This window comes from Glaciimonas immobilis (assembly GCF_011947285.1).
Lineage (GTDB): Bacteria > Pseudomonadota > Gammaproteobacteria > Burkholderiales > Burkholderiaceae_D > Glaciimonas > Glaciimonas immobilis.
The window spans coordinates 217,532-241,555 of record NZ_JAAOZT010000006.1 but is presented as its reverse complement, the minus strand read 5'-3'; the positions used below and the strand labels follow the sequence as shown (position 1 = coordinate 241,555).

The following is a 24,024-nucleotide window of genomic DNA, read 5'->3' as shown; positions in this document are numbered from 1 at the left end:
CAAATTGTTAGTACGTATTCACGTAATCCGGTAGTTTACCGGGGTAATTAGTCTGGAGCATTGGCATAGTCGTCAGGCCGCCAGAATACCTGATTCTCAATTTCTTCCACCGCGAGCTTACGTAAACTCGCGCCACGGCAGGGTCCGCCAACGCATTTGCCCTGATCCGGCGTATAGACCGCGCCGTGCGTCGCGCACATTAACAATAAACCACCAGACTCAAAAAAATCGCCTTCATTCCAGTCCAGTTCAATTGGAACATGCGCGCAACGATTCAAATAGCCGTGCACCTTCTCCTCATAGCGCACCACAAAAGCGGTCATCGCTACACCTTTGACTTTGACCGGAAAGCGCACTCCCATCCCCCGCTCAATAAGATCGGAGGAAGCGCACACAGGTATCAAGGTAGATGACATATTGGCAAACTTAGAATTGCAGTGATGTCGCACAATCGTCAGGCATTATCATTAAGCCACGCATGCAGTTGTATTGCCGCGCTCGCGGTAAAGATCGGCTCCAATGGGGTCAGCTCGTTCACCGGATGTGCGCCATAATCCACCGCAATCGAGGCCGCGCCAGCGTTAATCGCCATTTGCAAATCGTGCGTGGTGTCGCCGATCATGACTGTGCGCTTCATATCCTGACCCAACTCGCGCGTCAATTCCTGTAGCATGGCCGGATGTGGCTTGGAGAAAGTCTCGTCAGCGCAACGGGTAGCATCGAACAGCGATAACAAATTAGTGCCATGTAACGCCCGATTTAGGCCGACCCGACTTTTACCGGTCGCCACCGCTAAAAAATAACCCTGCTGCGACAAATCTGCCAACATTTCTGGCACCCCATCGAATAAGATCAAATCCTGGTCCTGCGCCAGATAATGATAGCGGTAACGTTCTACCAGTCGCGGGTATAGATGCTCATCCAATCCCGGCATTGCCATCCTTATCGCCTCGGATAATCCCAAGCCAATTACATGCGAAGCAGCCTTTCGATCAGGAATCACCAAACCAAGATCTTTTGCTGCGGATTGAATACATTTTACGATCGTTCCGGTGCTGTCCATCAGCGTACCGTCCCAGTCAAATACAATTAAATCGAATCTTTTTCGCGCCATATTTCTGACAGTATGTTGCCAGCTCCTTAGTATTTCTTTGACAATGATGTCGAGGACGATCTTGATGTTGAGGATTGCTAATCGCGCTCGTCACGCCCAAGACTACCATTTTAATCGTCTTGCGCTAATTCTGCTGCCGCGCTCGTTTGCGGCAAGCTTTTGAGAAAACGCTCACATTCTGGCGGCAAAGGTGCTTTTAACGTGACGGCTTTGCCCGTTTCCGGGTGTGCGAACGTGATCTGATAGGCATGTAAAAACATACGTTTAAAAGCGACCCGCTCGCCATCGGCTTTCTGCAACGCGCGGTTTAACGAAAAATCACCATATTTATCGTCGCCCGCTATGGCAAAACCACTCGCAGCCAAATGCACCCGAATCTGATGCGTTCGCCCGGTTTTCAGCTCGGCCTCCAGCAACGCAAAATCACCGTATCGACGAATCAAGCTGAATATCGTATGCGACGCCTGCCCACCCTCCTGAACTCGCACGCGACGCTCGCCGTCTGCTGCCGTATATTTATGCAAAGGCAACTTTACGTGTTGACGGGCGTTTTTCCAGTCGCCATGCACCAGTACCAGATAACGCTTGTCGGTATCGCCGTCGCGCATTTGCTCGTGCAAATTTGTTAACGCAGAACGTTTCTTGGCTAACAATAGAACGCCCGAAGTGTCGCGGTCCAGTCGATGCACCAATTCCAAAAACTTGGCATCTGGACGCGAAGCTCTTAGTTGCTCAATGACACCATAGCTGACACCGGAACCGCCGTGCACGGCAACGCCGGCAGGCTTATCGATGACAAGCATTTGATTATCTTCGAGCAATATTTTAAATTCCGCGCCCGGTGCTGTTTTTTCGGCTCTCTCGGCGATCCGGATCGGCGGCACCCGCACGATGTCCCCCTCGATCAAACGATATAACTGATCAATACGGCCTTTGTTGACACGCACCTCGCCGGAACGTAGCACGCGATAAATATGACTTTTGGGCACTCCCTTACAAATACGTAAAAGGAAATTATCGATCCGCTGTCCGGCCTCTTCGTCCGAAATCGTTATCAATTGCACCTGCAGCACCTGAGGAGCCACTTCCGGCGGCGGTGCCACCTCAATTACTTTAGGAGTCCGGATAGGTTTGACGGCCTCAATGCGCTTGCTTTGAGGGCCAGTTTTATATTTAGTAACGGCTGGGGTCCGCACTACTGCCTTGCTCTGAGTCCGTCCATCACGACGGCCCTCAGCCCTTACGCCAGAAAATCTCGCTAAGTCCTTCATTTTGAATATATAATTGTTTCACAGCAGTGACAAACCGCTGTTGGTGTAAGAATAAAAAGACCATTCTACACAGGGGCGTCTCCACCAGCCTCGCCAATTTGCAAATTTGATGGAAAAATGTGTACGCATCACCCCTGCGCGAGTCAAGGTCGCACCGTTGTTGTCATCGGATAGCGCGCACGGATGTTGGACAGTATGTTTGGATGAATAGGATAAGTCTGATGAGAGTGATGCACGTTTCAGAAATTTTGAGACGTTAGTATCGAGCTCATTAGTAGATGTAGTGAACGTAACGCCAGTTTTTGCTGAACGAATGGTTTTCATTAACCCGCCAGGCCGCTCGCCCCCAGACCTTATGCTCTTAATGCGTAGTTGCGCTAAGTATGACTCTGGCCCGGTGTGCGGTGGAACCGCTCAGCAAGCGGCATCACTACATTCGCGCCCCGTTGTGCCCTCAGCGCCATCGTTGCACTGACACACCAAGGCAATTCCCTCCCCCTGAACACTCCTTCCTTGCGTACATCCCTGTATTCCGCCGTGGATATGATTGCTTAATTGCAACATTGAGCGGCACTAAAAATGGCCCCAGGGTCAGGAGTGAAAAAATGAAACGCATGTTGTTTAATGCTACGCAGCAAGAAGAATTGCGCGTAGCGATTGTTGACGGGCAAAAGCTCATCGACATCGATATCGAAACCACCGGACGCGAACAACGCAAGTCCAATATTTACAAAGGTGTGATTACCCGTATCGAACCGTCGCTCGAAGCCTGCTTCGTCAATTACGGAGAAGAACGCCACGGCTTCTTGCCGTTTAAAGAAGTCGCCCGCACCTACTTTAAAGAAGGCGTCGATGTCCGCAGCGCCTCTATTAAAGAAGCATTGCGCGAAGGCCAGGAAATCATGGTCCAGGTCGAAAAGGAAGAACGCGGCAATAAAGGCGCCGCGCTGACGTCTTTCGTGTCGCTGGCTGGTCGCTATCTGGTCCTGATGCCTAACAATCCGCGCGGTGGTGGTGTATCCCGTCGCGTCGAAGGTGAAGATCGTCAGGAACTGCGCGAAACGATGGACAAGCTGGACCTGCCGTCAGGCATGTCAGTCATTGCCCGTACCGCCGGTATCGGCCGCAATGTTGATGAACTGCAATGGGACTTGAATTACCTGATGCAGTTGTGGCGCGCTATTGAAGGTGCTGGCACGCAAGGCAACGGCGCGTTCCTGATTTATCAGGAGTCTTCGTTAGTCATCCGCGCAATTCGCGATTATTTCCAACCGGATATCGGCGAGATCCTGATCGACACCGATGAAATACACGAGCAAGCGCAGCAATTTATGGCGCACGTGATGCCGGACATGGTCCATCGGGTCAAGCGTTATCATGACGATGTGCCACTATTCTCGCGCTTTCAGATCGAACATCAGATCGAAACCGCGTATTCGCGCACGGTTCCGTTGCCATCTGGCGGCGCGATCGTCATCGATCATACCGAAGCGCTCGTATCAGTCGATGTCAACTCGGCCCGTGCAACCCGCGGCAGCGATATCGAAACCACCGCATTCAATACCAATTGCGAAGCCGCCGAAGAAGTTGCCCGCCAATTGCGCTTGCGCGATCTGGGTGGTCTTATTGTTATCGACTTCATTGACATGGAGAACTCGAAAAATCAGCGCGAAGTTGAAACACGCCTGAAAGATGCACTGCGCTATGATCGCGCGCGTGTACAAATGGGCAAGATTTCACGTTTTGGTTTGATGGAGTTGTCGCGTCAGCGTCTGCGTCCGTCATTATCCGAAGGCAGCCATGTAACCTGCCCACGCTGTAATGGCACCGGTCACATCCGCGATATCGAATCATCTGCGTTGCAAGTCCTGCGTATTATTCAGGAAGAAGCGATGAAAGAAAATTCCGCTGCGATTCACGTTCAGGCTCCGGTGGATGTTGCAGGTTTCCTGCTAAACGAAAAACGTGGTGAGATACTCAAGATTGAAACCCGCCATCGTGTTGCCGTCATCCTGATTCCGAACAAGCATCTGGAAACCCCGCACTACAAGCTGGAGCGTTTGAAACATGACGATCCACGCCTGGAAGAAAGTCAAGCCAGCTACGCGATGGCAGAGCAAGCCGATACCGACATCGGTTACAGCAAGCGCCAAAAAGAAGAAGGCAAACCACGTCAGGAAGCCGTTGTTAAGGGCATTACACCTGACACTGCACCTATCGTTGAGCGCAAGCCAATTGTGATTGCACCAATTATTGTCCCAGTGGCAGCAGCCAGTGAAGGTTTGCTTGCCAAAATCATGGGGTTCTTCTTTAAAAAGCCAGAATCGACTGAAATTGCTCTCGCACCGGTAGCCACGGTAGCAAAGCCATCGCGCGAACGCGGCACCGATCGTAATGGTCGTGGCCAGCGCGGTCGCAATCGCGGTGGTCGTAATCGTGATCGTGATGAGGAAGCCGCGCCGGTTGAAGCACGCGAAGAAAGCGCTAACAACGCCAAAAAGCCTGTCATGGCGGAGACCGTAACGACTGCCGCTCCGGAAGCCAAAACGCAACGCCAACCACGCCCACCGCGTGAGCCTAAAGAGGTACGCGAGCCACGTGAAGCGCGTGAACAACGCGAGCCACGTGAATCACGTGAGCCAAGCGAAGGTCGGCAACGAGGCGAGCGGACGCCACGTCCACCACGCGAAGAGCGCAAAGAAGTCACAGGCGAACCGAAAAAAGAAGAAATTCTCTTGACCGCGCCGGTTACGGAAGCAACTATAGCAGTCGCGGCAGTTACCTCAGAGAAAATCAATGACGCAGACACGCTGGATGCGGGCGCTGTCCGTGCCGAAGGCGATGCGGTTGATGGCGAAGAGCCCCGCCGCCGCCGCCGTCGTGGCGGTCGTAACCGCAACCGTCGTGACCGTGACGACACTGAGACTGGTGCAGAAGGTAGTGAAAACTTCCTTGAGACCGGCGCGGATACTGCAGACGATGCAGAAAACGCTCCTGCCCGCCATGCAGTTATGCCTGCGGTAACTCGCACAACTATCGCTAATGAGGCGGTCTTCTCTTTTGCTCCTGCGTTGGCCCAGGTAGCGGAAATAGCTGCACCACCAACGACCGAAGTCGTCAGTTCTGCGCTGCCACCTTCGGTTCCTCATGTAGCGGCAGAGGTACATGAATCGACACCTGCGACACCTGCGACACCCGCGGTATCAGAACTATCAAACGCACCATCAGCGTTGGCGGCAGCTATCGCAGCACCGGATGCTCCTCAACACGTAGTTGGCGCTACTGAAGTTGCCAGTGCGTCAGCCTCACCGGCTGTATCAGCTCACGCAGTCAGGGCAGACATAGTACCAGCGCCAGTTTCTGAGGTCGCCATTGCACCACTCAAGGTGATTACTGAAAGTTCCGCACTGGTAAATGCTGTTGAGGTTGGGGAGGTTAGCGCGGTTGCCGAAGTTGCGCAGACACAAATCAACGCTTCGCCGGTTGCGCTGGATGCTCCTGCAACGCCGACAACTGAAATTCCCGCTCCTGTGGCAGAACATTCAGCCCTTGTTGCCGCTACTGAAGTCGTTGTGACAGAAGTTGAGGCGGTGCAAGGTGCGCTTGCAGTTATTTCGGCATCGGCTCCGGTATCAGAGTCGACGACGTTAGTCGCTCCGTCCTTCGCATCTTCAGTCCACGATCTGGAAACAGCATTAGAGTCTGCTGGCTTAACCTTAGCAGGAACCGATCCAGCCAAACTACGCGCAGCGCAAGAGGCAGCAGCAAGGATTGTGGTCGCACCCCGCGCTCCTCGTGAACGCAAGCCAAGACCAAAGTTGGTTGAAGAACCATTGGTTCAGATCGAAACTGAGCTAAATCGGCAATAACTTGCTGACCTGCAAGTCAGGTAGAAAAGTTAAATAACGGGATAGCGGTCGTCGCATAAACGACCGCTTCCATACACTTTAGCTAAGTCTGTGTTTTGAGGTAAAAAGGGAGTGTATTCAACTCCCTTTTTTAACGTCCAAATTTCCACTCCGGCAGCTAATAATTGACACCCGTGGTATCGTCTGTAATACGTTAGTGACATTTGATCAAGTTGACTGCGAAATCTGCGTAATCTGTTAATCCAGGCTATTAATTTAGTGCGCTAATCTGCCCACAGCGGGAGATAAAGCAAACTGTCCGATTCGCAGTACAGGTAGCGCAGGTAGGACAGGGACATAAAAGCTGCACCAAAGACAATAAAATTTGTGTGAAAATAACAATCATGATATTTGAGACCGTACTGCGGTGAGTAAAGTAGTACCGACGCAGCATCCACCGGCAATAACAATACGCCCGTTCCTTATTCGTAAAATATTTAAGATAACCCCAGATAGACAATATGACTAAAAAAGTCATCCCATTAATTGATCACCGTCTGCTCGCACCTGTCCTCCCAACCCAGCTTGAGACGCCAACCGGCCTGATCATGGACGCAGCGGGGAGGCCGCTGCATGACTTGCGGATCTCCGTCACCGATCGTTGCAATTTCCGTTGCGTGTATTGCATGCCACGAGAAGTCTTTGATAAAAACTATGCATTTTTGCCGCATACAGCGTTACTGTCTTTCGAAGAAATTACGCGGTTAGCAAAACTTTTTATCGCACATGGTGTAAAAAAAATTCGCCTGACCGGCGGCGAACCTCTTCTGCGCAAAAATATTGAGAGGTTGATTGAGCAACTCAAACGATTGAGGACACCAGATGGACAGGATATTGATCTGACGCTCACTACCAACGGCTCGCTATTATCCAAAAAAGCGCAATCGCTGAAGGACGCGGGATTGAACCGCGTCACCGTTTCACTTGATGCGCTGGACGAAGTAGTATTCAAACATATGAACGACGCCGACTTCCCTGTGGCGGATGTATTGCACGGATTAGATGTCGCGCATCAGGTAGGACTAGGGCCGATTAAGGTCAACATGGTCGTCAAGCGCGGCGTCAATGATCAGGAAATTATTCCGATGGCGCGCTATTTCAAGTCGTCTCCATTCATTCTGCGGTTCATCGAATACATGGACGTCGGCGCATCGAACGGCTGGAAAATGGACGAGGTTGTGCCGTCAGCAGAAGTCGTTCAACGCATCCAGAGTATATTCCCGATGACGCCCTTACCCGCCAACTATACCGGCGAAACGGCACAGCGATGGCATTATGAGGACGGCGGCGAGGCCGGCCTGATTTCTAGTGTAACCCAAGCGTTCTGCAGCGATTGTAGCCGCGCTCGCCTCTCTACCGAAGGTAAGTTGTACACTTGTCTATTTGCTAGTGAAGGGCACGATTTACGCGCCTTATTGCGTGGCGTCGGCAGTGATGCCGAAATTTCCACCGTGCTCGGGCAACTGTGGCGTGTGCGAGATGACCGCTACTCAGAACTCAGAACGCTGAATACCGATGGCTTGACCCCAGCGAGAAAAAAAGTAGAAATGTCTTATATCGGGGGATAATTCCTGATGCTCCATCCGAGCGGCCTCCCTTTAGAGCGTCGCTTTATCAACCTTGCCCTATCGCCCTCACCACAACTAGCGGCCCCCTCGCCGTCACCGACTATGCAACGCAATCTCATCACTGGTTTGATACTCGCGGGTGGACGCGGCAGCCGTATGGGCGGTGTGGACAAAGGTTTGCAACGCATAAATAACCGATCCATGGTCGCGCGCGTCATGGCGACGCTGGCGCCGCAAGTCGGGTGCCTGCTCATTAATGCCAATCGTAATCTTGACGCTTACGCGGCACTCGGCGTACCGGTGTGGCCCGACGCAAACGACGACTTTGCAGGCCCATTGGCCGGCTTATTGGCTGGTCTGCAACACTGCCACACATCGTATCTGGCGACGGTTCCTTGCGACTCACCTTTTCTGCCCACTAATTTGATCACTACCTTATCCGAGGCATTGGAGAGCGCTAACGCAGATATCGCGATAGTTGCTACCAAGGTTGCTACCGGTGTTGGGACTCATCGGCGCTTGGAACCTGATGCTAAAAATAATCATGGAATGCAGGCTCAGCCCGTGTTTATGCTATTGAATACCAATTTAGTAGACGATCTAACGACATATTTAGACGAAGGTGGGCGCAAAATCGAAACCTGGTACCAGCGCTTAAATTACGTCGAAGTACTTTTCAACGACGAAATGCCATTTCGCAATATTAATACGCCCGACGATTTACGTGAAGCAGGTAATCACCAATGAACAATCCATCCAATACGCCAGCGGCGCCATCTCCATCAGCGCTGAGTGCAGCAATCAGTTGCGTTTCCGATTACGATTCCGAAGCGCTGCCGGTGAGCCACGCGCAAGCAATTATCCGTCGCTGCATTACGCCGATTAATGCGATAGAAAAAGTTGCCATTCGCAGTGCTCTTGAGCGCATATTGGCAGCCGATATTATTTCGCCAATCAACGTGCCTGCCTATGACAATTCAGCGATGGATGGTTATGCGTTTCATAGCGATAGCTTGCGCCCGGACGATGGCAATTTGAGCGACACCGTACTCACGATTATCGGTACATCGCATGCCGGACGCGCGTTTGAGGACGCCGTTGCACCAGGCCAGACAATCCGAATTATGACGGGCGCGTTAATGCCTGAAGGTCTTGATACCGTAGTGCCGCAAGAGTTCGTCAGCGTATCTGCCTGCGCCGCCTCGGACCCGTTGCAGGCGGCTCGGCTTTGCATCACCATCCCTGCGGGCACGGTAAAAGCGGGAGCCAACCGGCGTCTGGCGGGTGAGGATCTGCAGGCAGGCGCTGCCGCACTCCGAAAAGGGCGGATTCTGCGCCCTGCTGACCTTGGCTTGCTGGCGTCATTAGGCATCGCCGAGGTGCCCGTGCAACGGCGTTTGCGCGTCGCTTTTTTTTCCACCGGTGACGAGTTACGCTCGGTCGGTGAAGTGCTTGATCCCGGTTGCGTATATGACTCCAATCGCTACACGCTCTATGGGATGCTGCAACGGCTTGGGTGCGACGTCATCGACATGGGCGTCGTCGCCGACGATCCAGCGGCGCTGGAAGTGGCGTTTAAAAGCGCGGCCGACAACGCCGATGCGATTATCACTTCGGGTGGTGTCTCGGTGGGGGACGCGGATCATACCCGCCAAATGATGGCGAAGTTGGGCGAGGTCGCGTTCTGGAAACTCGGCATGCGACCGGGTCGTCCGCTGGCATTTGGTACGATTAACAGTGCTAATAAGCCGGCAGTGTTTTTTGGCCTTCCGGGTAATCCGGTGGCGGTAATGGTGTCGTTTTATTTTTTTGCACGCGAGGCGTTGCTGTATATGATGGGCGCGCAATCGGTGCCGCTACCGTTGATGCCGGTTGCTTCTGCCTGCGCTATTCGGAAAAGGCCGGGACGTACTGAATATCAGAGGGGAATTTTGGCGCGGGATGTTGATGGGGAGTGGTCGGTGCGGCCTACTGGGGCGCAGGGTTCTGGAATTTTGCGGTCAATGACTGAGGCTAATTGTATGATTGTTTTGGGGCATGATAAGGGGGATGTGGGTTTGGGGGATTTGGTGGAGGTGATTTTATTTGAGGGGTTGATTTGAACGATAGCTAGTTTTGTAGTTCGATTGTTCGATTGTTCGATAACTGAGACGGTTTGCGCACCGTGGTTGCTGGCCGGGAGTGGCTTGACAGCCAGTCACTTTTTTTGCCTGACTAGGCGCCCCCGCAAAATAAGTAACCAAAAAAGGCGACCGCAGAGGCGCTGCTCTCCCGTTGGTTGGGTCCCCAATTATTTCGACTATTATTCGGGTAGAAATACCAACTCGCTTCGCTTGTATGGTGTAACCAGGCACTTTCTGCGATGCTAGAAGGTGTCGGGGTGGAGGGACATCGCTTACGATCCATCAACCCAGTGCTCGACATTGATCGCGATGCGCCATCGCTGTGACCTCAACGACGCATCGGCACAAAGGCGATGCAATTGACGAAGTTAGCGGCCGCGATCATGACGTATTTATCGGTTGGTTCAGGGACAATGGGCTTAGCCACTCTGTGGTTTCTGACGTTATGAAGGCAAGTAAATATTGCTCTGGATGTTTGTCGATATATTGACAGTTGGTTTGCTGGGATATTAAAAACCTCACAGATCAAGTAAGAGCTGTGAGATGCAATGTTTTTTCATTGGTTCGTTTCAAAATATTGATTACTCACGTCGTGTAATCTGCATTAATCCTGATATATTCTTCTGAGAGGTCGCAACCATAAGCGGTAAAAGCGCCCGAGCCAATATTCAGTTTAATAGAGATAATAATCTCATTACCTTTCAAGTAGTTTCTCACCTGCTCCAATTGTTCTTCACCCGCTTGTTGGGGATAAGCTTCGGTTTCTCCGAAAAAAATCTGGGTACGTTCTGGCGTAATGTCTAAATCCTCTTCCCACTTACCAACTCCTTTGACAAACACCGAGTATGAGAAAACTAATTTATCTGAATTTGAAGAGGCGCTGGAAGCGTCGTGGCGCGAATGGCTTTTGTGCGTCGATTTGCTCAACGTGGAGGTTTTAGAGCGAAATCCATGGTGCTTGCGCATCCCTCCTAGAGCGCATACAAACTTATCAAAATAGAAATAAAAATAAAAATAAAAATGCACTATCAACTATTTTACATAATTACGTCGCAACTGCCGTAACTCTATGTTTGAAAAAAGAAGTGAGTTTTCGAAAGCGACAGAGCGTCAACTTGTTAGCACTTTACTTCGTTTTTTATCAACTTTACTACGGCTGACAGTTCAAGACCGTTATCACTTCACCTTACTGGCTCAATCTGGTCGCGAGTCGGGTGGGACTTCTGGCCGCAACTGAAATGGTACGATCCACTTTGAAATTCACACTTGCCTTCGTAACGACAGAAACCAAAGAGTGGTTAAGCCGAATCGCCCCTGAGCAAACCGACAAATACGTCACGCTAGCTGCCGCTAACTTTGTCAATTGCATCGCCTTGTACAGATGCCCCTTTCAGGTCACGGCGATTGCGCAACGCGATAAACTCCGTGTATTGTGGCTTATGGATCGCTCACGTTTGCTATACACAAATTATCGTGTATGAACGCTTCGAGCTTTTTTATTTGTATAGGACAACTAAAGTAATATCCTTGATATGCATCACAGCCTTGCTGGGCCAGAAAGCTACGCTGGGCGTCCGTCTCAACACCCTCAGCGACCACCTCTAAACCTAAACTTTTTCCCAACGCGATGATGGTACGAGCAATGGACGCGTCGTTCGGGTCGATCAGTACATCCTTAACGAACGAGCGGTCAATCTTCAATTGGTCCAGCGGCAAACGCTTTAGATAAGTAAGCGAGGAATAACCTGTTCCAAAGTCATCTAAAGATAAAGTGATTCCTTCCGATTTTAGCTCGATCATTTTGGCGATGGTTTCCTCCATATTATCTACCATCAAACTTTCGGTAAGCTCAAGCTTTAGCCTCCTCGGATTGGCACCTCTGAAATGCAGTACGGACTTTATCTGAGCGACAAAGTCCGGATGACGAAACTGCCTAACGCTAACATTTACTGCGATAGTGAGCTCGGATGTTTCCATGTGGCTTGCCCAGGCGGCTAATTGAGCGCTTGCGGTTTCTAAAACCCATTTACCCAAAGGCATAATTAAGCCGGTTTCTTCTGCTAATGGTATAAAGTCAGCAGGAGAAATTATTCCGAGACGAGGATGCTGCCAGCGCACTAACGCTTCGGCGCCGATGATTTGACCATTGTTGTTAATCTGAGGTTGGTAACAAACGAAAAACTCATCCCGTCGCAACGCTTGGCGTAGATCTGCCTCCAAAGCTGCGCGAACGATGAGGGCAGTCTCCATTTCAGGGTCGAAGAACCGCATCGCATTGCGCCCCCCCTTTTTGGCTTCATACATAGCGAGATCAGCGCGTTTCAAAAGTTCACTGACAGGATCACGATCGTCGCAAAATAAGGTGATACCGATACTGGAGGTACTGTGATGCTCTAAGCCTGCGATCTCATAAGGATGGCTGAGAATGCTGAGAATTTTTTCGGCAATGATTTTCACTTGAATACAGGCTTGTGTCGGATTAGTATCTAATTCGAGTAGCATAACTACGAATTCGTCCCCTCCGAAGCGCGCCACGGTATCGTTAAGTGATGCTATGCTAGCAAGCCTTTGAGCTACTTGTTGTAGTAACAAATCGCCTGTGCTATGCCCCAGCGTGTCGTTGATAGTCTTAAAGTTATCCAGGTCAATAAACAACAATGCTCCGGAGTGCTGAACGTGACATCCTAATAATAGCGCTTTGTGAAGGCGATCTATTAAAAGTGCCCTATTAGGAAGTAGCGTCAGCGGATCGTAATATGCAAGATGCTGAATTTCACGCTCAGCTGCTTTGCGTTGAGTAATATCCGTATCGATAGCAAGGACTGACAGCGGATGGCCATCGTCACCTCTCACCAAAGTCCATCGGCTTTCCACTGTCAATATACTGCCATCCTTGCGGCGCTTAGTGATTTCTCCACTCCACTCTCCAAGTTCGATAACGCTTTTGGTGGCGGCGTGGAAGGACTCGGGCTTGTCCGATAGAAAATTAATGGTGCTATTGAGGGCCTCTTCTTGTGTCCATCCATAAAGACGTTCAGCGCTCTTATTCCAGAATAAAATATTCTCGTTAATCCCGCTGACAATAATGGCGTCCTGCGCCTTATCGAGCAACGATGCTTGATCTAGAATCCGGGTATCGGTTTCCTGGCGCTCCATTTCAGAAGCAGCTCGTGCGGCGAAAATTTGAAGAGTGTTTGTGATGAAATTTGCTTTTTTTAGCGCTTCTGTAAACAATACGACAAGCAAACCGATAGGGTCTCCTTTCGAATTAAAAAGTCGACGACCTACATAGGCTTGCACGTTGAGGACTCTTAGGAAAGGAGAGTGACTAAAATCCATAAAAGCTTTTTCAGATACAACAAAGCTATCAACTGTTATTAGCTTTTCACCGGGGCTACCCTCAAGGATGCAATCAAAATTATTTATGATGAGGCCATCCATTACTACAGCTATGGTTCGCATAGAAATCGGCTCACCAGGAAGGAAGCGTGCAACAAAGCCGGCACTTCCTCCTAGCGCTTCCGTCATATTGGTGGCCAATTGCTCAAAAAATGCGGTGCCATTGCTGGCAGATACACCTACCGCGATGTTGAGTACGGCTGTTTGAATTTGTCGTTTTTCCTCTTGTAGCCGAATACTAACAATGCCGAACGCCAGATCGTCTGCTAATTCTTGCAGCAGCTTAGTCTCATCGTTAGATACGCTTAAAGCGTCACCTGAATATAGGACGAGAACACCGAAAGTGGAGCCCTTGTCGCGGAGTGGCAAGCAAATGGCTCCGTAGCAATTTTCGCGTTGCAAATCTGATAAGCATGACAGGAATTGAATGTCTAGTTCCCTACCGCTGACTATTACTGGCGCACCGCTGTGAATAGCCTGCAGGGCAGGGCACGAATCCTTCGAAACATTGGATTTAATTTCTGCGGGGGCGATCTCACCATGGTCGCTGGCCATAGCAGCATACGTAATTGTTCTTGCTTCATCGTCCTGTGCAAATCCCACCCATGCAAGAAGGTAGCCCCCGACGTCCACTGCCGTGCGGCATACTTGCAAAAGCAAGTCGTACTCGTTTTCGGTCCTGTTCACCGCTTCGCTACATCGACTCAGCATTTGTAACGCCCGGTTGGTCCGGAGCAGTTCAAGTGAAGCCATTTTCCGCTCGGTAATATCGGTGATGGACCCCGCTAAACGTAACGGCGTACCAACCGAATCCAACGCTGACTGGGCACGCGAGCGGATCCAGCGTAACTTGCCGGTTCGTGTAACAATTCGAAACTCTATGTCGAATGAAGTACTGTCGCGCAGATAATTATTCATCGCTACCCGCGCTAAATCTACATCTCCTGGATGAATATATTGAACGAAATTATTTGGCGTATATAGCAACTTTTCGCCATCTTGTTCGATTAACTCCTTAAAACGGGGAGAATAGTAGACACTTTTTGCCTGAATATCCCAGTCCCATAACCCGTCGCTCGTGCCGCGCATAGCTAAATCGAGACGTTCCTCACTTATACGAAGTATGTTGGCAATTTTCTCGGTTTTTAGCCACTTCCTCCTTAAAATAAAAGCAACGAACACCGTCAAGATCAAAGTAATGACGAGCATGACCAACATAAATATATGTTGAAAGTCACGTGCCCCTCTTTCCGAGTTGAAGGAAAATGCTTCTTCCAACAAATTAAGGTGGATGTCAATCTGTTTTATATGGACGAGGCGTGCTTCTTGGGTAGCAGGGTCAAAACGTCTTGACACATACTCCCCATGCATCCGGTTTGCAACTGTTTCGAGTTCCGCTATATATTCGTCCCCCTTTTCCCAGATTGCAATTATTTTGCGGATATAGGTTATGTGGGAAAAATTGCGGTAGAGTCGTATCAACCCTTCAATATCATCCTCATGGTTGCGACCTTTGAGGAGCCCTTGACGTGCTGCACTAAGATTTGGAGGAATGGTATTCAAAGCTAACCGAGCCGTCCGGTCCCCCACTGGGACTGCTATCCAAAATAAAAATTGCTGATAATCGCGTTCGTCATGGGAGGCGGCGTATTCCACCAATTTTAGAACTGCCTGCTTCTGTGCTTTAGAGTAACTTCTTTCCGCCTCCGTAAAAGCATGCATAGAAGACAATACGTCCATGCTGTAAAGAACCCCTAAAAGTAGCAATATGACAGTACTAAGAAATGGAAAAATCACTTTTAGCCAGCGCCAATTTGCATAAATATTCAAAAGCACCTTTTAGTTTAGAAATTTCTTCAGTAATAATATGGCATTAGCTCAAGTATGTTCCCATTTGCATCACGAGCAACAGATACTGCTACTCGGAATGTACACTTTGTAAAATGCGAATAGCGATGGATGATAATGCAATATGTCAATATTCTTAGAAGTATTTTATGATTATTTTAAATAATAAAGGTATAAATGCCGTCGAGGATCTCAATTTTTATCAGCTTTCCCGATCGTTAGAATTCGCCCGAAGCCGTACCATATTTCGCAGTAAGCGGGGCGAATTTGCGCTTCCGTCCAGCCATTACTTACGCTGAAATGCGTTATGGGCAAATTGGCAAGAAGCCGTCATCAAAGCATAAAATACTGGTTGACGAATTCGTTAAGCGTTTGGATGAGATCTTGCCGTGGGACCAGGCCGCCATGGACGCGACGGCAGAGGTGAATATCCAACTCACCCAGGCAAGATCGGTAATTGGCGAAAACGACACCGCTATAGCCGGTCAGGCGATTACTTCGGGATGTATGCTGGTCACAAACAATGTGCGTGAATTTAGCCGCGTTCCAGCTCTTCCTTATGAAGATTGAGTTCACTAAGGAAATTGATGCATGAAAGAACGGATTTAACGCCAAAAGGAGCTGAACTACTGAGTGGATTAAGGTGCTGCAGCGACCATGCAAAGTCCCATATGAGGATCATGGTAAGCGTGGGATTGAAATTTTCTGCTGAGGGGACAAGTCTTCCACTTGCGAAAGTCGTTTCTATCTTCTCAACTCACCACCAAAAGCAGTGGAAATTTGATGATTTCGCCAACATGCTCACTTCAACACCTGAACGAAATCGCGCGCGAAGCTTGGACGAGCAACTACGACCGTGTAAATGTACTTTCAAAGAGCGAAATGCTGTACCTTGCCTTGGCGTCCGGTCGCATGCGTGAACTAACTCCCGATGACTTTATAGCTTACGCAGTTGACCGAGTTGGTGCGGAGTGGATGTCGCACATGCTCAGCGTTTGGCGCTCCGACTCGCAACCTAATAAATGATGACTGCTTCGACAACAAGTAGAAAAATTGATTACAGCATTAGAATGGACCGGGGCAATTTTAGGGCTGATGGACGCTCTTTTACTTGCCACTAACACCCGCGTTTCGAAGTATGGCACCTTCGCCCGTTTTTGTATCGACTTTTTTGGTGGGTTCGCGATGGTAATGGCGACGGGATCACTAGCAGGAAAACTTTCTTCCAGCGCTTCGTCCAACGCATTATCGACATCGCTCTTCACCTCCGGTATGGCATCGCCCTCTTTGTGGTGAGGGTTGACGTTAGGATGGGCAATCGGTTCGGGATTCATTTTTTCTGGCTCCTCGCTATAACTGACCTTGTTGTGTTAACCGCTGACTCGACTATAATCCACCGTGCTAATTTGGATTAATCCATGTCGAATCTTTGCAATCTCGGTACGATATCCATCGACTTGATAATCCCATGGATACGGTGGCATTGAACTTTTTTAAGTAGGCGTTCTCCATGCGCACGTAATTCAATGCGTCGAGAAGTTCCTGCCGAGTACGCGTTTAATCATCTAGTGTTGGCGGTTCGAGTTGCAGAAGCGATGGCTTTGTCATTTTTTTGCAATGATTGGTCGGTCTCGAAGATAAGGCGTCTATCCCACCTTCATTATATTGACGTCCCCAGTGACCAATAATGTCAAATCTACGAATGTCAAACAAGGCAGCTGCCTGTCAATAAGTGAGTGACTCTTCTCGTACGCGTTGCATCACCGTCATTTTAAACTCTACGCTATAGCAAGCTCGCTTCTTTTCTTTGATACACGCGATATGCCGCCACGCATTTTCGTAGCGATGAAACATCAACACCGTGCCGCTGTGCGGTATCTGTGAGACCCGACTGATCAGAACAGTAATCTTCGATGACCGCCAGTTTTAACTGCTCGGAATATTTCCCCATAAAAATATCCTAAAAGTTGATGTCTAACTTTTGGTGTGCAGTTCAGTTTAGACTGTTGCTGCGGTGATGACATCAGTCATTGCGTGCTCCTTTGTTAGTGGGCCGCTACCGTGTCGGTCATCAAGTAGCCCATGTCGTGCATCATTTGGGTCTCGACGGTTAGGTGTCGGATAATTTCCCCTATGGCTCCAACATGTTTTACGGGAGGGACAGGTTAGAAGCGACTGCGACTGCAACGGCAACCGCAACCGCAACCGCCACTCCAACCGCAACCGCAACTACAAAACTCAGCCAAGCCTGATCAACTTTCCTCGTCCGGCAATTGCTCCGGATCTTTACCTAGTATTAGTTGCGCGGTTTCGCTTGGTAATGCTTCTACCGATTTCAATTTACGGGCCATCTGCCGACTGCGAACTTCGGCCTGATCGATGTTTTTGGCTGCACGTTCCAGAGTTAATTTGGTTGCTGCCAGTACGTCGCCGAACTTGGTGAATTCGGTTTTCACTGCACCTAGTACTTGCCATACTTCCGATGAGCGTTTTTCTAACGCCAGGGTTCTGAATCCCATTTGCAGACTGTTAAGCAACGCCGACAATGTTGATGGGCCAGCGATGCTGATGCGGTGGATGCGCTGCAAATCATCGGCTAATCCGGGGCGGCGCATTACTTCTGCGTACAAACCCTCGGTGGGTAAAAACAGGATCGCAAAATCGGTGGTTAATGGTGGCGATAAATATTTTTCAGCGATGGTTTTTGCCTCGCCCCGTACTGCGCGCTCCAACTCACGCCCGGCCACGGCGACGCCATCTGCATCTGCGCGGTCGGCCGCTTCTGATAGTCTTTCGTACTGCTCCTTGGGAAACTTGGCGTCTATCGGCATCCAGACCGGTGTATTGCCGTCATCGTTGCCGGGCAACTTAATGGCAAACTCCACACGCTCTCCGCTGCCCGGAATGGTCTCGACATTTTTTGCATACTGCTCTGGCGTCAGCACTTGCTCCAATAACATTTCAAGCTGTACTTCGCCCCAAGTGCCGCGGGTTTTAACGTTGGTCAGGACGCGCTTCAAATCACCTACGCCTATCGCTAGCTGCTGCATTTCACCCAATCCCTTATGCACTTTTTCCAGGCGGTCAGAGACAATCTGAAAGGATTCACCCAAACGCTTCTCTAGCGTGGCATGAAGTTTTTCGTCCACGGTTTTGCGCATTTCTTCCAGGCGCAAACCGTTATCGTTTTGCAGATCCTTGATCTTCGATTCCAATGTCGTGCGAATCTCGGTCATTCGCTGCGCATTGGATTCGGTCAACGTTGCCAACGTTTGATTTAAGGTATCGCCAAAACGCTGTAAAGAAAGTGCCTGCTCCTCACGACTGGTCTGCGCCTGCTGATTCATCGCCAACCGCATACCGTCAAGTTGCTGCGCATTGGTTTCATTAAGTCGCACCAGCTGTTGGGCAAAGGTATCGATCTGACTATTTTGGAACGTCGCGACACTGGTCATCTGGGCCACCAGCGTTTGTTGCAACTGACCAAAATTTACGCCGATTTCCTGGCGCGTACCCTGCGCGCTGGTTTGCACCTGATCGCGCAACTCTCGCGCATTACGGTCGTTACGCTCACCGATGTCTTGCTGGCGCCGTAGCAGTTCATCTTTTAACTGTGACAACTGGACTAGTTGCGCTTCATTACCCTCACTACTTTTATCGCGACCGTTGCGCCAAATTGTTGCTATCTGAAGAATAATGATAATAGCTGCAACAAAGAACAAAACAAGCAAATCGGTTAACGTCATGGTGTCGGTTCAAAGTCATTTCAAAAGTAAATGCAAAAAAGGGCTGCACTGGCAACCCTCCGATAAGGTAGGCAACCAGATTATGCCGGTGCCTCGGTGCCGTCCACCTTGTCGGCTTTGTTGCGCATCCAATCTGCGGTATCAAAGAACGAAGACATCAGCCGTTCCTGTAACGTCTGTTCCAATCCGACGTCCTGCATAGCCAGCGCCATACACCGTAACCACTGATCGCGTTCCGGCGTAGAAATGGCGTATGGTAAATGACGCGCCCGCAAGCGCGGATGACCAAATCGCTCGACGAACAAATCCGGGCCACCGCTCCATCCAGATAAGAACCAATAAAATTTATCTCTGGACCCGTCCAGCGAGGGCGGATGCAGGATTCGGATTCCTGAAAACACAGGTTCCAAATCCATCAAATCATAAAAGCGGTCAACCAATTCTCGCAAGCGCTCCGCGCCTCCGATCAATTCGAAGATAGAGGGTGGGGTCGATTCAAGGGAAGAATTGTTTTCAATAGTCATAGCAAAGAATGATAACGCAACCAACGGTGCGGTTGCTTTTTAAAAGTGCGCATTTCACCTACTTAGCCGAGGGAAGCTCTTACTGGAAGCTATTACTGAAGTCCGCTGTGTGACCTGCTGTTATCGCCAAACAGAATGCGGTCCCAACGTACCGCACCGCACCTGCACCAATTAAGCCTCCCGCAATGTCTCCAGAGGTGGCCGTGACAACACGCCGCGCAGGCTTATCCATCCGCCCAAAAACGTGCAAGTCGCCCCGATTACCATTCCAGCGATCCAGATGAACGGACTAAAAGTCCAGGTAAAACTAAATACATAATGCGCCAGCGCCCAGCCAGTCGCCGCTGCACCGGTGGCTGCCAAAAATCCGGCAAGACTACCAATCAGCGCAAATTCAATCCACTGCGCATGGGACAATTGCCTGCGCGTCGCACCCAAAGCCCGCAGCAATCCGGCCTCGCGCGTGCGCTCGTCCTGCGAACTTAACAACGCTGCGTACAGCACCAATCCGCCAGATGCGAGGGTGAACAAAAACAAGAATTCTACCGCTGCCACCACCTGATCAACCACGTCTTGAAGTTGTTGAATAATGCTGCCGATATCGACCACCGTCAGGTTCGGAAAATCGCGCGTCAACTGGTTACCAAGATTGCCGTGCAAGGGGGGCAAACGAAATGCTGTTATCCAGGTTTGCGGCGTATTCACCATTACTTTTGGATTGAGGATTACAAAGAAATTAACCTGCATCGATCCCCATTCCAGTTTGCGCAAACTGGTAATCGGTGCGCTCACGGTCTGACCGGCAATATCGAACGTCAGTTTGTCCCCCAACTTGAGGTGCAAGGTTTTTGCCAGTCCCTCTTCTACCGATGCCTCGGGCTGATCGTCTTTATACCAACGACCTGCGACAATTTGATTTTTTGGCGGCACCGCAGCCATCGTCGACAAATTGAATTCGCGCTCTACCAATCTTTTGGCGCGGTCATCCTGATAAGTATCGGGCTTGATAGGATTGCCGTTAATCTCTATTAATCGACCGCGAATCATTGGATATAGATTAGGCTGCGTAATATCTGCGGCGACCAGACGGCGATTGATATCGGCAAGCTGGTCCGGTTGAATATTAATGACAAATCGATTTGGCGCATCGGCGGGTGTTGATTGTCGCCATGCACCGATCAGATCTCCCCGAATCACCGTGAGTAACAAAAGCGCCATCAGGCCCAATGCCAGCGCGACGATTTGTACTATCGTCGCGCCCGGGCGACGTTGCAAACCGGTCAAGGCAAAACGCCAGCTGGGGTTCTGCAAAGCGCCGCGCAAGCGCCGTAAAGATTTCAGTGCCAGCCACGAGCTAAACCCAAAGACGATAAAACAACCTAAAAACCCGAGCGCGGTCAGCAAGGCTAACTTGGCATCGCCAGCTTGCCACAGCAACAAACCGACAAAGGTAAGCGTGCCCAGTCCATAGGTTGCGACGACAGCGACCTGCGGGGCGTCCTGCTCTCGTCGGATGACGCGATTATGCGGAACATTTCGCAATTGCAAAATCGGCGGTAACGCAAAACCTACCAGCAGCAATAAACCGGTGACCACGCCCTGCACACCCGGAACGATACTGGCCGAGGGCAAATCGTGCGAGACAAACTTCCCCAATGACTCCAGCAACACAAAGTGCGCGACATATCCGACCAGCGCACCGATGATGCTGCCTATCAATCCAATTAATAGGAATTCATACAAATATAATTGCGTCACTTGATTCTGCGTCAATCCCAGACAACGTAGCATCGCGCAGGCATCCAGATGACGCAACATGAAACGTCGCGCTGCCATAGCGACCGCAACGGCTGCTAACATCGCCGATAACAATCCCACTAACGATAAAAATTGTTGCGCCCGATCCAGCGTCGCCCGCATTTCGGGACGTCCGGTTTCGAGCGATTCTATCCGCACGCCTTTAACATTGTCACGAGCGATTTCAGTCTCTACCCAAGCTTGAAAGGCCTGAACCTGGGGCACTGCTCCGGAGAGTAATAACCGATAGGTGACGCGTGAGCCGTCTTGTACTAAATGGGTGGACGCCAGATCGGCGAGCGCCAGCATCACACGCGGCGAAAAATTGACAAAGCCGCTGCCACGATCCGGTTCGACGGAGAGAATATGCGCAATCGTAAACGTGCGGTCCCCTAACTTGAGGTGTGCGCCTACCTGAATGTTTAATGCGGTAAGAATATTGGGGTCAACCCAGACCGTGCCCGCAGCCGGGATGGTACGCGTTACGCTGTCGGGTCCGCCTGCTGTGTTGGCGATACTCAGCGTGCCACGCAATGGATAGCCAGGCGATACGGCCTTCAGTGAAGCCAGTTGGGATCTGGCATCATCGCCGTCGCCAGCGAGCGCCATGCTAGGAAATACTACTGTGTCGGCAATGGTCAAACCACGCCGTTGCGCCTCTGCCCGCCACCCCGAACTGAGGGGCTGATCGGCGGCGACCAGCAGATCGGCCCCCAATAACTGGTGGGCATCGCGCGTCAGTCCGGCGCGCATCCGGTCGACGAAAAATCCTACCGAGGACAATGCCGCTACCGCCACAATCAACGCCACTAATAAAAATCGTAACTCACCCGCACGCCAATCGCGTTGCGTCATCCGCAGAGACTGCAAAATCATGTACTAAGCCTTTGAAAAACCCAGCGCAGACTACGCCACAACTTGGGCAATAACCAGATTGCAAAAATGAAGAATACCAGCAAAAACCCAAACAGGATCCAAGGGTGATAAAACGCTGCCCACAACACGCCAAGTACGCTAACGTCCTCTGTAAAGGAAGCCGCCCAATTGCTTAAAGGCTCGGGGGAGGTATTGATCATTGCACGGCTACCGGCCTTGGTCGCATGCGCACTGGCCGCGAAGGTGCCGCCGACCAGCGCTGCGGCGGTGGTCCATGCAGGATCCGTATTTCCCATCGCGGCGGCACTTAGTACTGCACCCGCTGGAATCCGGATGAAGGTATGAACTGCATCCCAGAGGGAATCTAGTCCTGGGATTTTATCTGCCAGGAACTCCACGAGCATTAATAAGCCGGTGATGCCGAGAATCCAGGGCGACTGTAATACCTCAAGCGGATGGGGCAACATAATCCATCCCAAACGCCCGAACAAACCGGCGATAAACAACGCCATATAGAGGCGCAGGCCGCTGGCCCAAGACAATCCTCCAGCCATCGCAGCAGTCGAAAGTGTATCAACCATCTCGTCTCCTCACTGCAATAAGTGGGCACTAAAACGTTGAATTAAGCATCCTTATTGCATCATTTGGCAAATTAAAACTTAGATAAAACGTGCGGATAACTCCAAAAATATAAAATATTTTAACCCACGGAAGGACGGCAAGCGTTGCGTGGAGCTCCGTGCACCTGTTTGATCAATGAGCGCCAACGAGCGTCAACCCGCGTCAACCCCGCAACATCAACCAGCCCGCCAACACGATCAGAGCGCTACTAAAACATAACCGCAGACGGCGCTCAGGCAGCCGATGCGCCAGAGCAACGCCGGACGACACACTCAATATACCGCCGATAGCCAGAGGCAACCCAATCTGCCAATTCACGTGCCCCGCGTAAGCAAATGTACACAATGCGACCACCGCACCGGGCGACACCAGCGCCAACGCCATTCCCTGCGCAGCCGTTTGCGTCATACCAAAAAATGCGACTAGCGCCGGCGGTGCGACCACCCCGCCGCCAACACCGAAAAATCCGGAGACTGCTCCACCAATGACTCCAACGACGGGCAAATAGTTCAATCCCAGTGCAGTTCTGGTCGGGGTCAGCGGTTTTCTGCTCAGCAAATTCCATAACAGGTAGCAGCCCAATATCCCCATGAAGACCGCGAACGCAAAATGCAGCGTACTGCTAGCAATCACGGTGGCATACCACGCAGTTAAGTAGGTCACGAGCATGGCCGAGCCGCCGAGCATGCTGGCTGCACGCAAGTCCAGTTTATTGCGTTGGCGATAACGCCAAAATCCGATTAACACATTAGGCGCGATCATGACTAACGCCGTACCTTGCGCTAGTTGCTGATCCATCCCATAAAACATACCTAGTACCGGAATGGCAATCAGGCCGCCGCCAATCCCGAACAGACCACCGACGCCGCCCAGCGCCACGCCTAGCAAAAGATTGCCGCAAAAAGATAACAATAAATCAAACATATTTGGTGAGAGGACCGGCAGGATAGGATGGCAGAATTGCCGCAAGATATTACAGAAAATTTTTTAATTTATTTCTTAAAGAGTAAAACACAACGTATTGAACCAGAATTTGTGAAAACTCTACTTACTTTCAAATTGCCGAACGGCAGATTGGTAGTGGCGACGGGCATTGTCCCAACTGATATGAAAATAGTGATTAACCGTATGCATTTTTACCGCTCTTCTCGTGTATGCCAAAGACGTAACATGTAAATAGTTGATTCCTGGCGTTCATAACGCATTTCATACTGCCCGACCAATATGCG

The 24,024-nt window shown here is 50.6% G+C and carries 18 protein-coding genes; 6 read left to right on the top strand and 12 right to left on the bottom strand.

Annotation, left to right across the window (positions count from 1 at the left end; all coding sequences use genetic code 11):
* Positions 1-47: 47 nt before the first annotated feature.
* The 3 genes from HAV38_RS10265 to HAV38_RS10255 all read right to left on the bottom strand — a co-directional run bounded on the left by HAV38_RS10265 (position 48) and on the right by HAV38_RS10255 (position 2,310).
* Positions 48-416: a Rieske (2Fe-2S) protein gene (locus HAV38_RS10265; RefSeq protein WP_168055038.1), complete on the bottom strand. Its 369-nt coding sequence runs from the start codon at positions 414-416 to the stop codon at positions 48-50.
* A 38-nt stretch (positions 417-454) separates the two neighbouring features.
* Positions 455-1,114, bottom strand: a complete 660-nt coding sequence (locus HAV38_RS10260) for an HAD-IIIA family hydrolase (RefSeq protein WP_168055036.1) — start codon at positions 1,112-1,114, stop codon at positions 455-457.
* A gap of 110 nt (positions 1,115-1,224) precedes the next feature.
* Positions 1,225-2,310, bottom strand: a complete 1,086-nt coding sequence (locus tag HAV38_RS10255; RefSeq protein ID WP_375791659.1) for an RluA family pseudouridine synthase — start codon at positions 2,308-2,310, stop codon at positions 1,225-1,227.
* A gap of 680 nt (positions 2,311-2,990) precedes the next feature.
* Here HAV38_RS10255 and HAV38_RS10250 point away from each other — a divergent pair.
* The 4 genes from HAV38_RS10250 (at position 2,991) to moeA (ending at position 9,963) form a co-directional block, all read left to right on the top strand.
* Positions 2,991-6,254 carry an Rne/Rng family ribonuclease gene (locus HAV38_RS10250; RefSeq protein WP_168055034.1) on the top strand — a complete coding sequence of 1,088 codons (3,264 nt, stop codon included), beginning with the start codon at positions 2,991-2,993 and terminating at the stop codon, positions 6,252-6,254.
* Between the two features lie 500 nt (positions 6,255-6,754).
* Positions 6,755-7,861 (top strand): GTP 3',8-cyclase MoaA, encoded by a 1,107-nt coding sequence (gene moaA / locus HAV38_RS10245; protein WP_168055032.1) that lies wholly within the window; start codon positions 6,755-6,757, stop codon positions 7,859-7,861.
* 102 nt (positions 7,862-7,963) lie between these two features.
* Positions 7,964-8,608 (top strand): molybdenum cofactor guanylyltransferase MobA, encoded by a 645-nt coding sequence (mobA, locus tag HAV38_RS10240; RefSeq protein WP_168055546.1) that lies wholly within the window; start codon positions 7,964-7,966, stop codon positions 8,606-8,608.
* Positions 8,605-9,963, top strand: coding sequence for a molybdopterin molybdotransferase MoeA (gene moeA, locus HAV38_RS10235; RefSeq protein WP_168055030.1), 1,359 nt, complete (start codon positions 8,605-8,607; stop codon positions 9,961-9,963). The genes mobA and moeA overlap by 4 nt, the downstream gene beginning before the upstream one ends.
* Before the next feature lie 606 nt (positions 9,964-10,569).
* Here moeA and HAV38_RS10230 read toward each other — a convergent pair.
* Positions 10,570-11,010, bottom strand: coding sequence for a bifunctional ornithine acetyltransferase/N-acetylglutamate synthase (locus tag HAV38_RS10230; protein WP_209216708.1), 441 nt, complete (start codon positions 11,008-11,010; stop codon positions 10,570-10,572).
* 411 nt (positions 11,011-11,421) lie between these two features.
* Positions 11,422-15,213 (bottom strand): bifunctional diguanylate cyclase/phosphodiesterase, encoded by a 3,792-nt coding sequence (locus tag HAV38_RS10225; RefSeq protein ID WP_168055026.1) that lies wholly within the window; start codon positions 15,211-15,213, stop codon positions 11,422-11,424.
* A gap of 285 nt (positions 15,214-15,498) precedes the next feature.
* On the opposite strand from HAV38_RS10225, the gene HAV38_RS10220 reads away from it, so the two are divergent.
* Positions 15,499-15,801 (top strand): type II toxin-antitoxin system VapC family toxin, encoded by a 303-nt coding sequence (locus tag HAV38_RS10220; RefSeq protein WP_209216706.1) that lies wholly within the window; start codon positions 15,499-15,501, stop codon positions 15,799-15,801.
* Between the two features lie 374 nt (positions 15,802-16,175).
* Here the strand turns inward: HAV38_RS10220 and HAV38_RS10215 are convergent, their stop codons facing one another.
* The 7 genes from HAV38_RS10215 to HAV38_RS10185 form a co-directional block, all read right to left on the bottom strand.
* On the bottom strand, positions 16,176-16,565 hold the full coding sequence (locus HAV38_RS10215; protein WP_168054729.1) for a hypothetical protein: 390 nt from the start codon (positions 16,563-16,565) through the stop codon (positions 16,176-16,178).
* 449 nt (positions 16,566-17,014) lie between these two features.
* The gene (locus HAV38_RS10210; RefSeq protein ID WP_168055024.1) at positions 17,015-17,182 is read right to left on the bottom strand and encodes a transposase; all 168 of its coding nucleotides are present in this window, start codon (positions 17,180-17,182) and stop codon (positions 17,015-17,017) included.
* A 301-nt stretch (positions 17,183-17,483) separates the two neighbouring features.
* Positions 17,484-18,977 (bottom strand): DNA recombination protein RmuC, encoded by a 1,494-nt coding sequence (locus HAV38_RS10205; protein ID WP_168055022.1) that lies wholly within the window; start codon positions 18,975-18,977, stop codon positions 17,484-17,486.
* Between the two features lie 80 nt (positions 18,978-19,057).
* Positions 19,058-19,501, bottom strand: coding sequence for a group II truncated hemoglobin (locus HAV38_RS10200; RefSeq protein WP_168055020.1), 444 nt, complete (start codon positions 19,499-19,501; stop codon positions 19,058-19,060).
* Positions 19,502-19,672: 171 nt separating this feature from the next.
* A complete protein-coding gene (locus tag HAV38_RS10195; RefSeq protein WP_168055018.1) occupies positions 19,673-22,174 on the bottom strand; it encodes an ABC transporter permease in 2,502 nt (833 codons plus the stop codon).
* Complete coding sequence (locus tag HAV38_RS10190; protein WP_168055016.1) at positions 22,171-22,755, bottom strand: DUF4126 domain-containing protein; 585 nt, start codon at positions 22,753-22,755, stop codon at positions 22,171-22,173. Before HAV38_RS10190 ends, HAV38_RS10195 begins: the two co-directional genes overlap by 4 nt.
* Positions 22,756-22,957: 202 nt before the next feature.
* Positions 22,958-23,719 carry a sulfite exporter TauE/SafE family protein gene (locus tag HAV38_RS10185; protein WP_168055014.1) on the bottom strand — a complete coding sequence of 254 codons (762 nt, stop codon included), beginning with the start codon at positions 23,717-23,719 and terminating at the stop codon, positions 22,958-22,960.
* 27 nt (positions 23,720-23,746) lie between these two features.
* On the opposite strand from HAV38_RS10185, the gene HAV38_RS10180 reads away from it, so the two are divergent.
* The gene (locus tag HAV38_RS10180) at positions 23,747-23,971 is read left to right on the top strand and encodes a hypothetical protein (protein WP_168055012.1); all 225 of its coding nucleotides are present in this window, start codon (positions 23,747-23,749) and stop codon (positions 23,969-23,971) included.
* Positions 23,972-24,024 lie beyond the last annotated feature (53 nt).

Bases quoted from the DNA above. Each gene is read 5' to 3' on its own strand.
- HAV38_RS10215 (WP_168054729.1), bottom strand. From the start codon at position 16,565: ATGAATCCCGAACCGATTGCCCATCCTAACGTCAACCCTCACCACAAA.
- mobA (WP_168055546.1), top strand. From the start codon at position 7,964: ATGCAACGCAATCTCATCACTGGTTTGATACTCGCGGGTGGACGCGGC.
- HAV38_RS10260 (WP_168055036.1), bottom strand. From the start codon at position 1,114: ATGGCGCGAAAAAGATTCGATTTAATTGTATTTGACTGGGACGGTACG.
- HAV38_RS10210 (WP_168055024.1), bottom strand. From the start codon at position 17,182: ATGGGGAAATATTCCGAGCAGTTAAAACTGGCGGTCATCGAAGATTAC.
- moeA (WP_168055030.1), top strand. From the start codon at position 8,605: ATGAACAATCCATCCAATACGCCAGCGGCGCCATCTCCATCAGCGCTG.
- HAV38_RS10180 (WP_168055012.1), top strand. From the start codon at position 23,747: ATGGCAGAATTGCCGCAAGATATTACAGAAAATTTTTTAATTTATTTC.
- HAV38_RS10195 (WP_168055018.1), bottom strand. From the start codon at position 22,174: ATGATTTTGCAGTCTCTGCGGATGACGCAACGCGATTGGCGTGCGGGT.
- moaA (WP_168055032.1), top strand. From the start codon at position 6,755: ATGACTAAAAAAGTCATCCCATTAATTGATCACCGTCTGCTCGCACCT.
- HAV38_RS10190 (WP_168055016.1), bottom strand. From the start codon at position 22,755: ATGGTTGATACACTTTCGACTGCTGCGATGGCTGGAGGATTGTCTTGG.
- HAV38_RS10200 (WP_168055020.1), bottom strand. From the start codon at position 19,501: ATGACTATTGAAAACAATTCTTCCCTTGAATCGACCCCACCCTCTATC.
- HAV38_RS10205 (WP_168055022.1), bottom strand. From the start codon at position 18,977: ATGACGTTAACCGATTTGCTTGTTTTGTTCTTTGTTGCAGCTATTATC.
- HAV38_RS10265 (WP_168055038.1), bottom strand. From the start codon at position 416: ATGTCATCTACCTTGATACCTGTGTGCGCTTCCTCCGATCTTATTGAG.
- HAV38_RS10185 (WP_168055014.1), bottom strand. From the start codon at position 23,719: ATGTTTGATTTATTGTTATCTTTTTGCGGCAATCTTTTGCTAGGCGTG.
- HAV38_RS10250 (WP_168055034.1), top strand. From the start codon at position 2,991: ATGAAACGCATGTTGTTTAATGCTACGCAGCAAGAAGAATTGCGCGTA.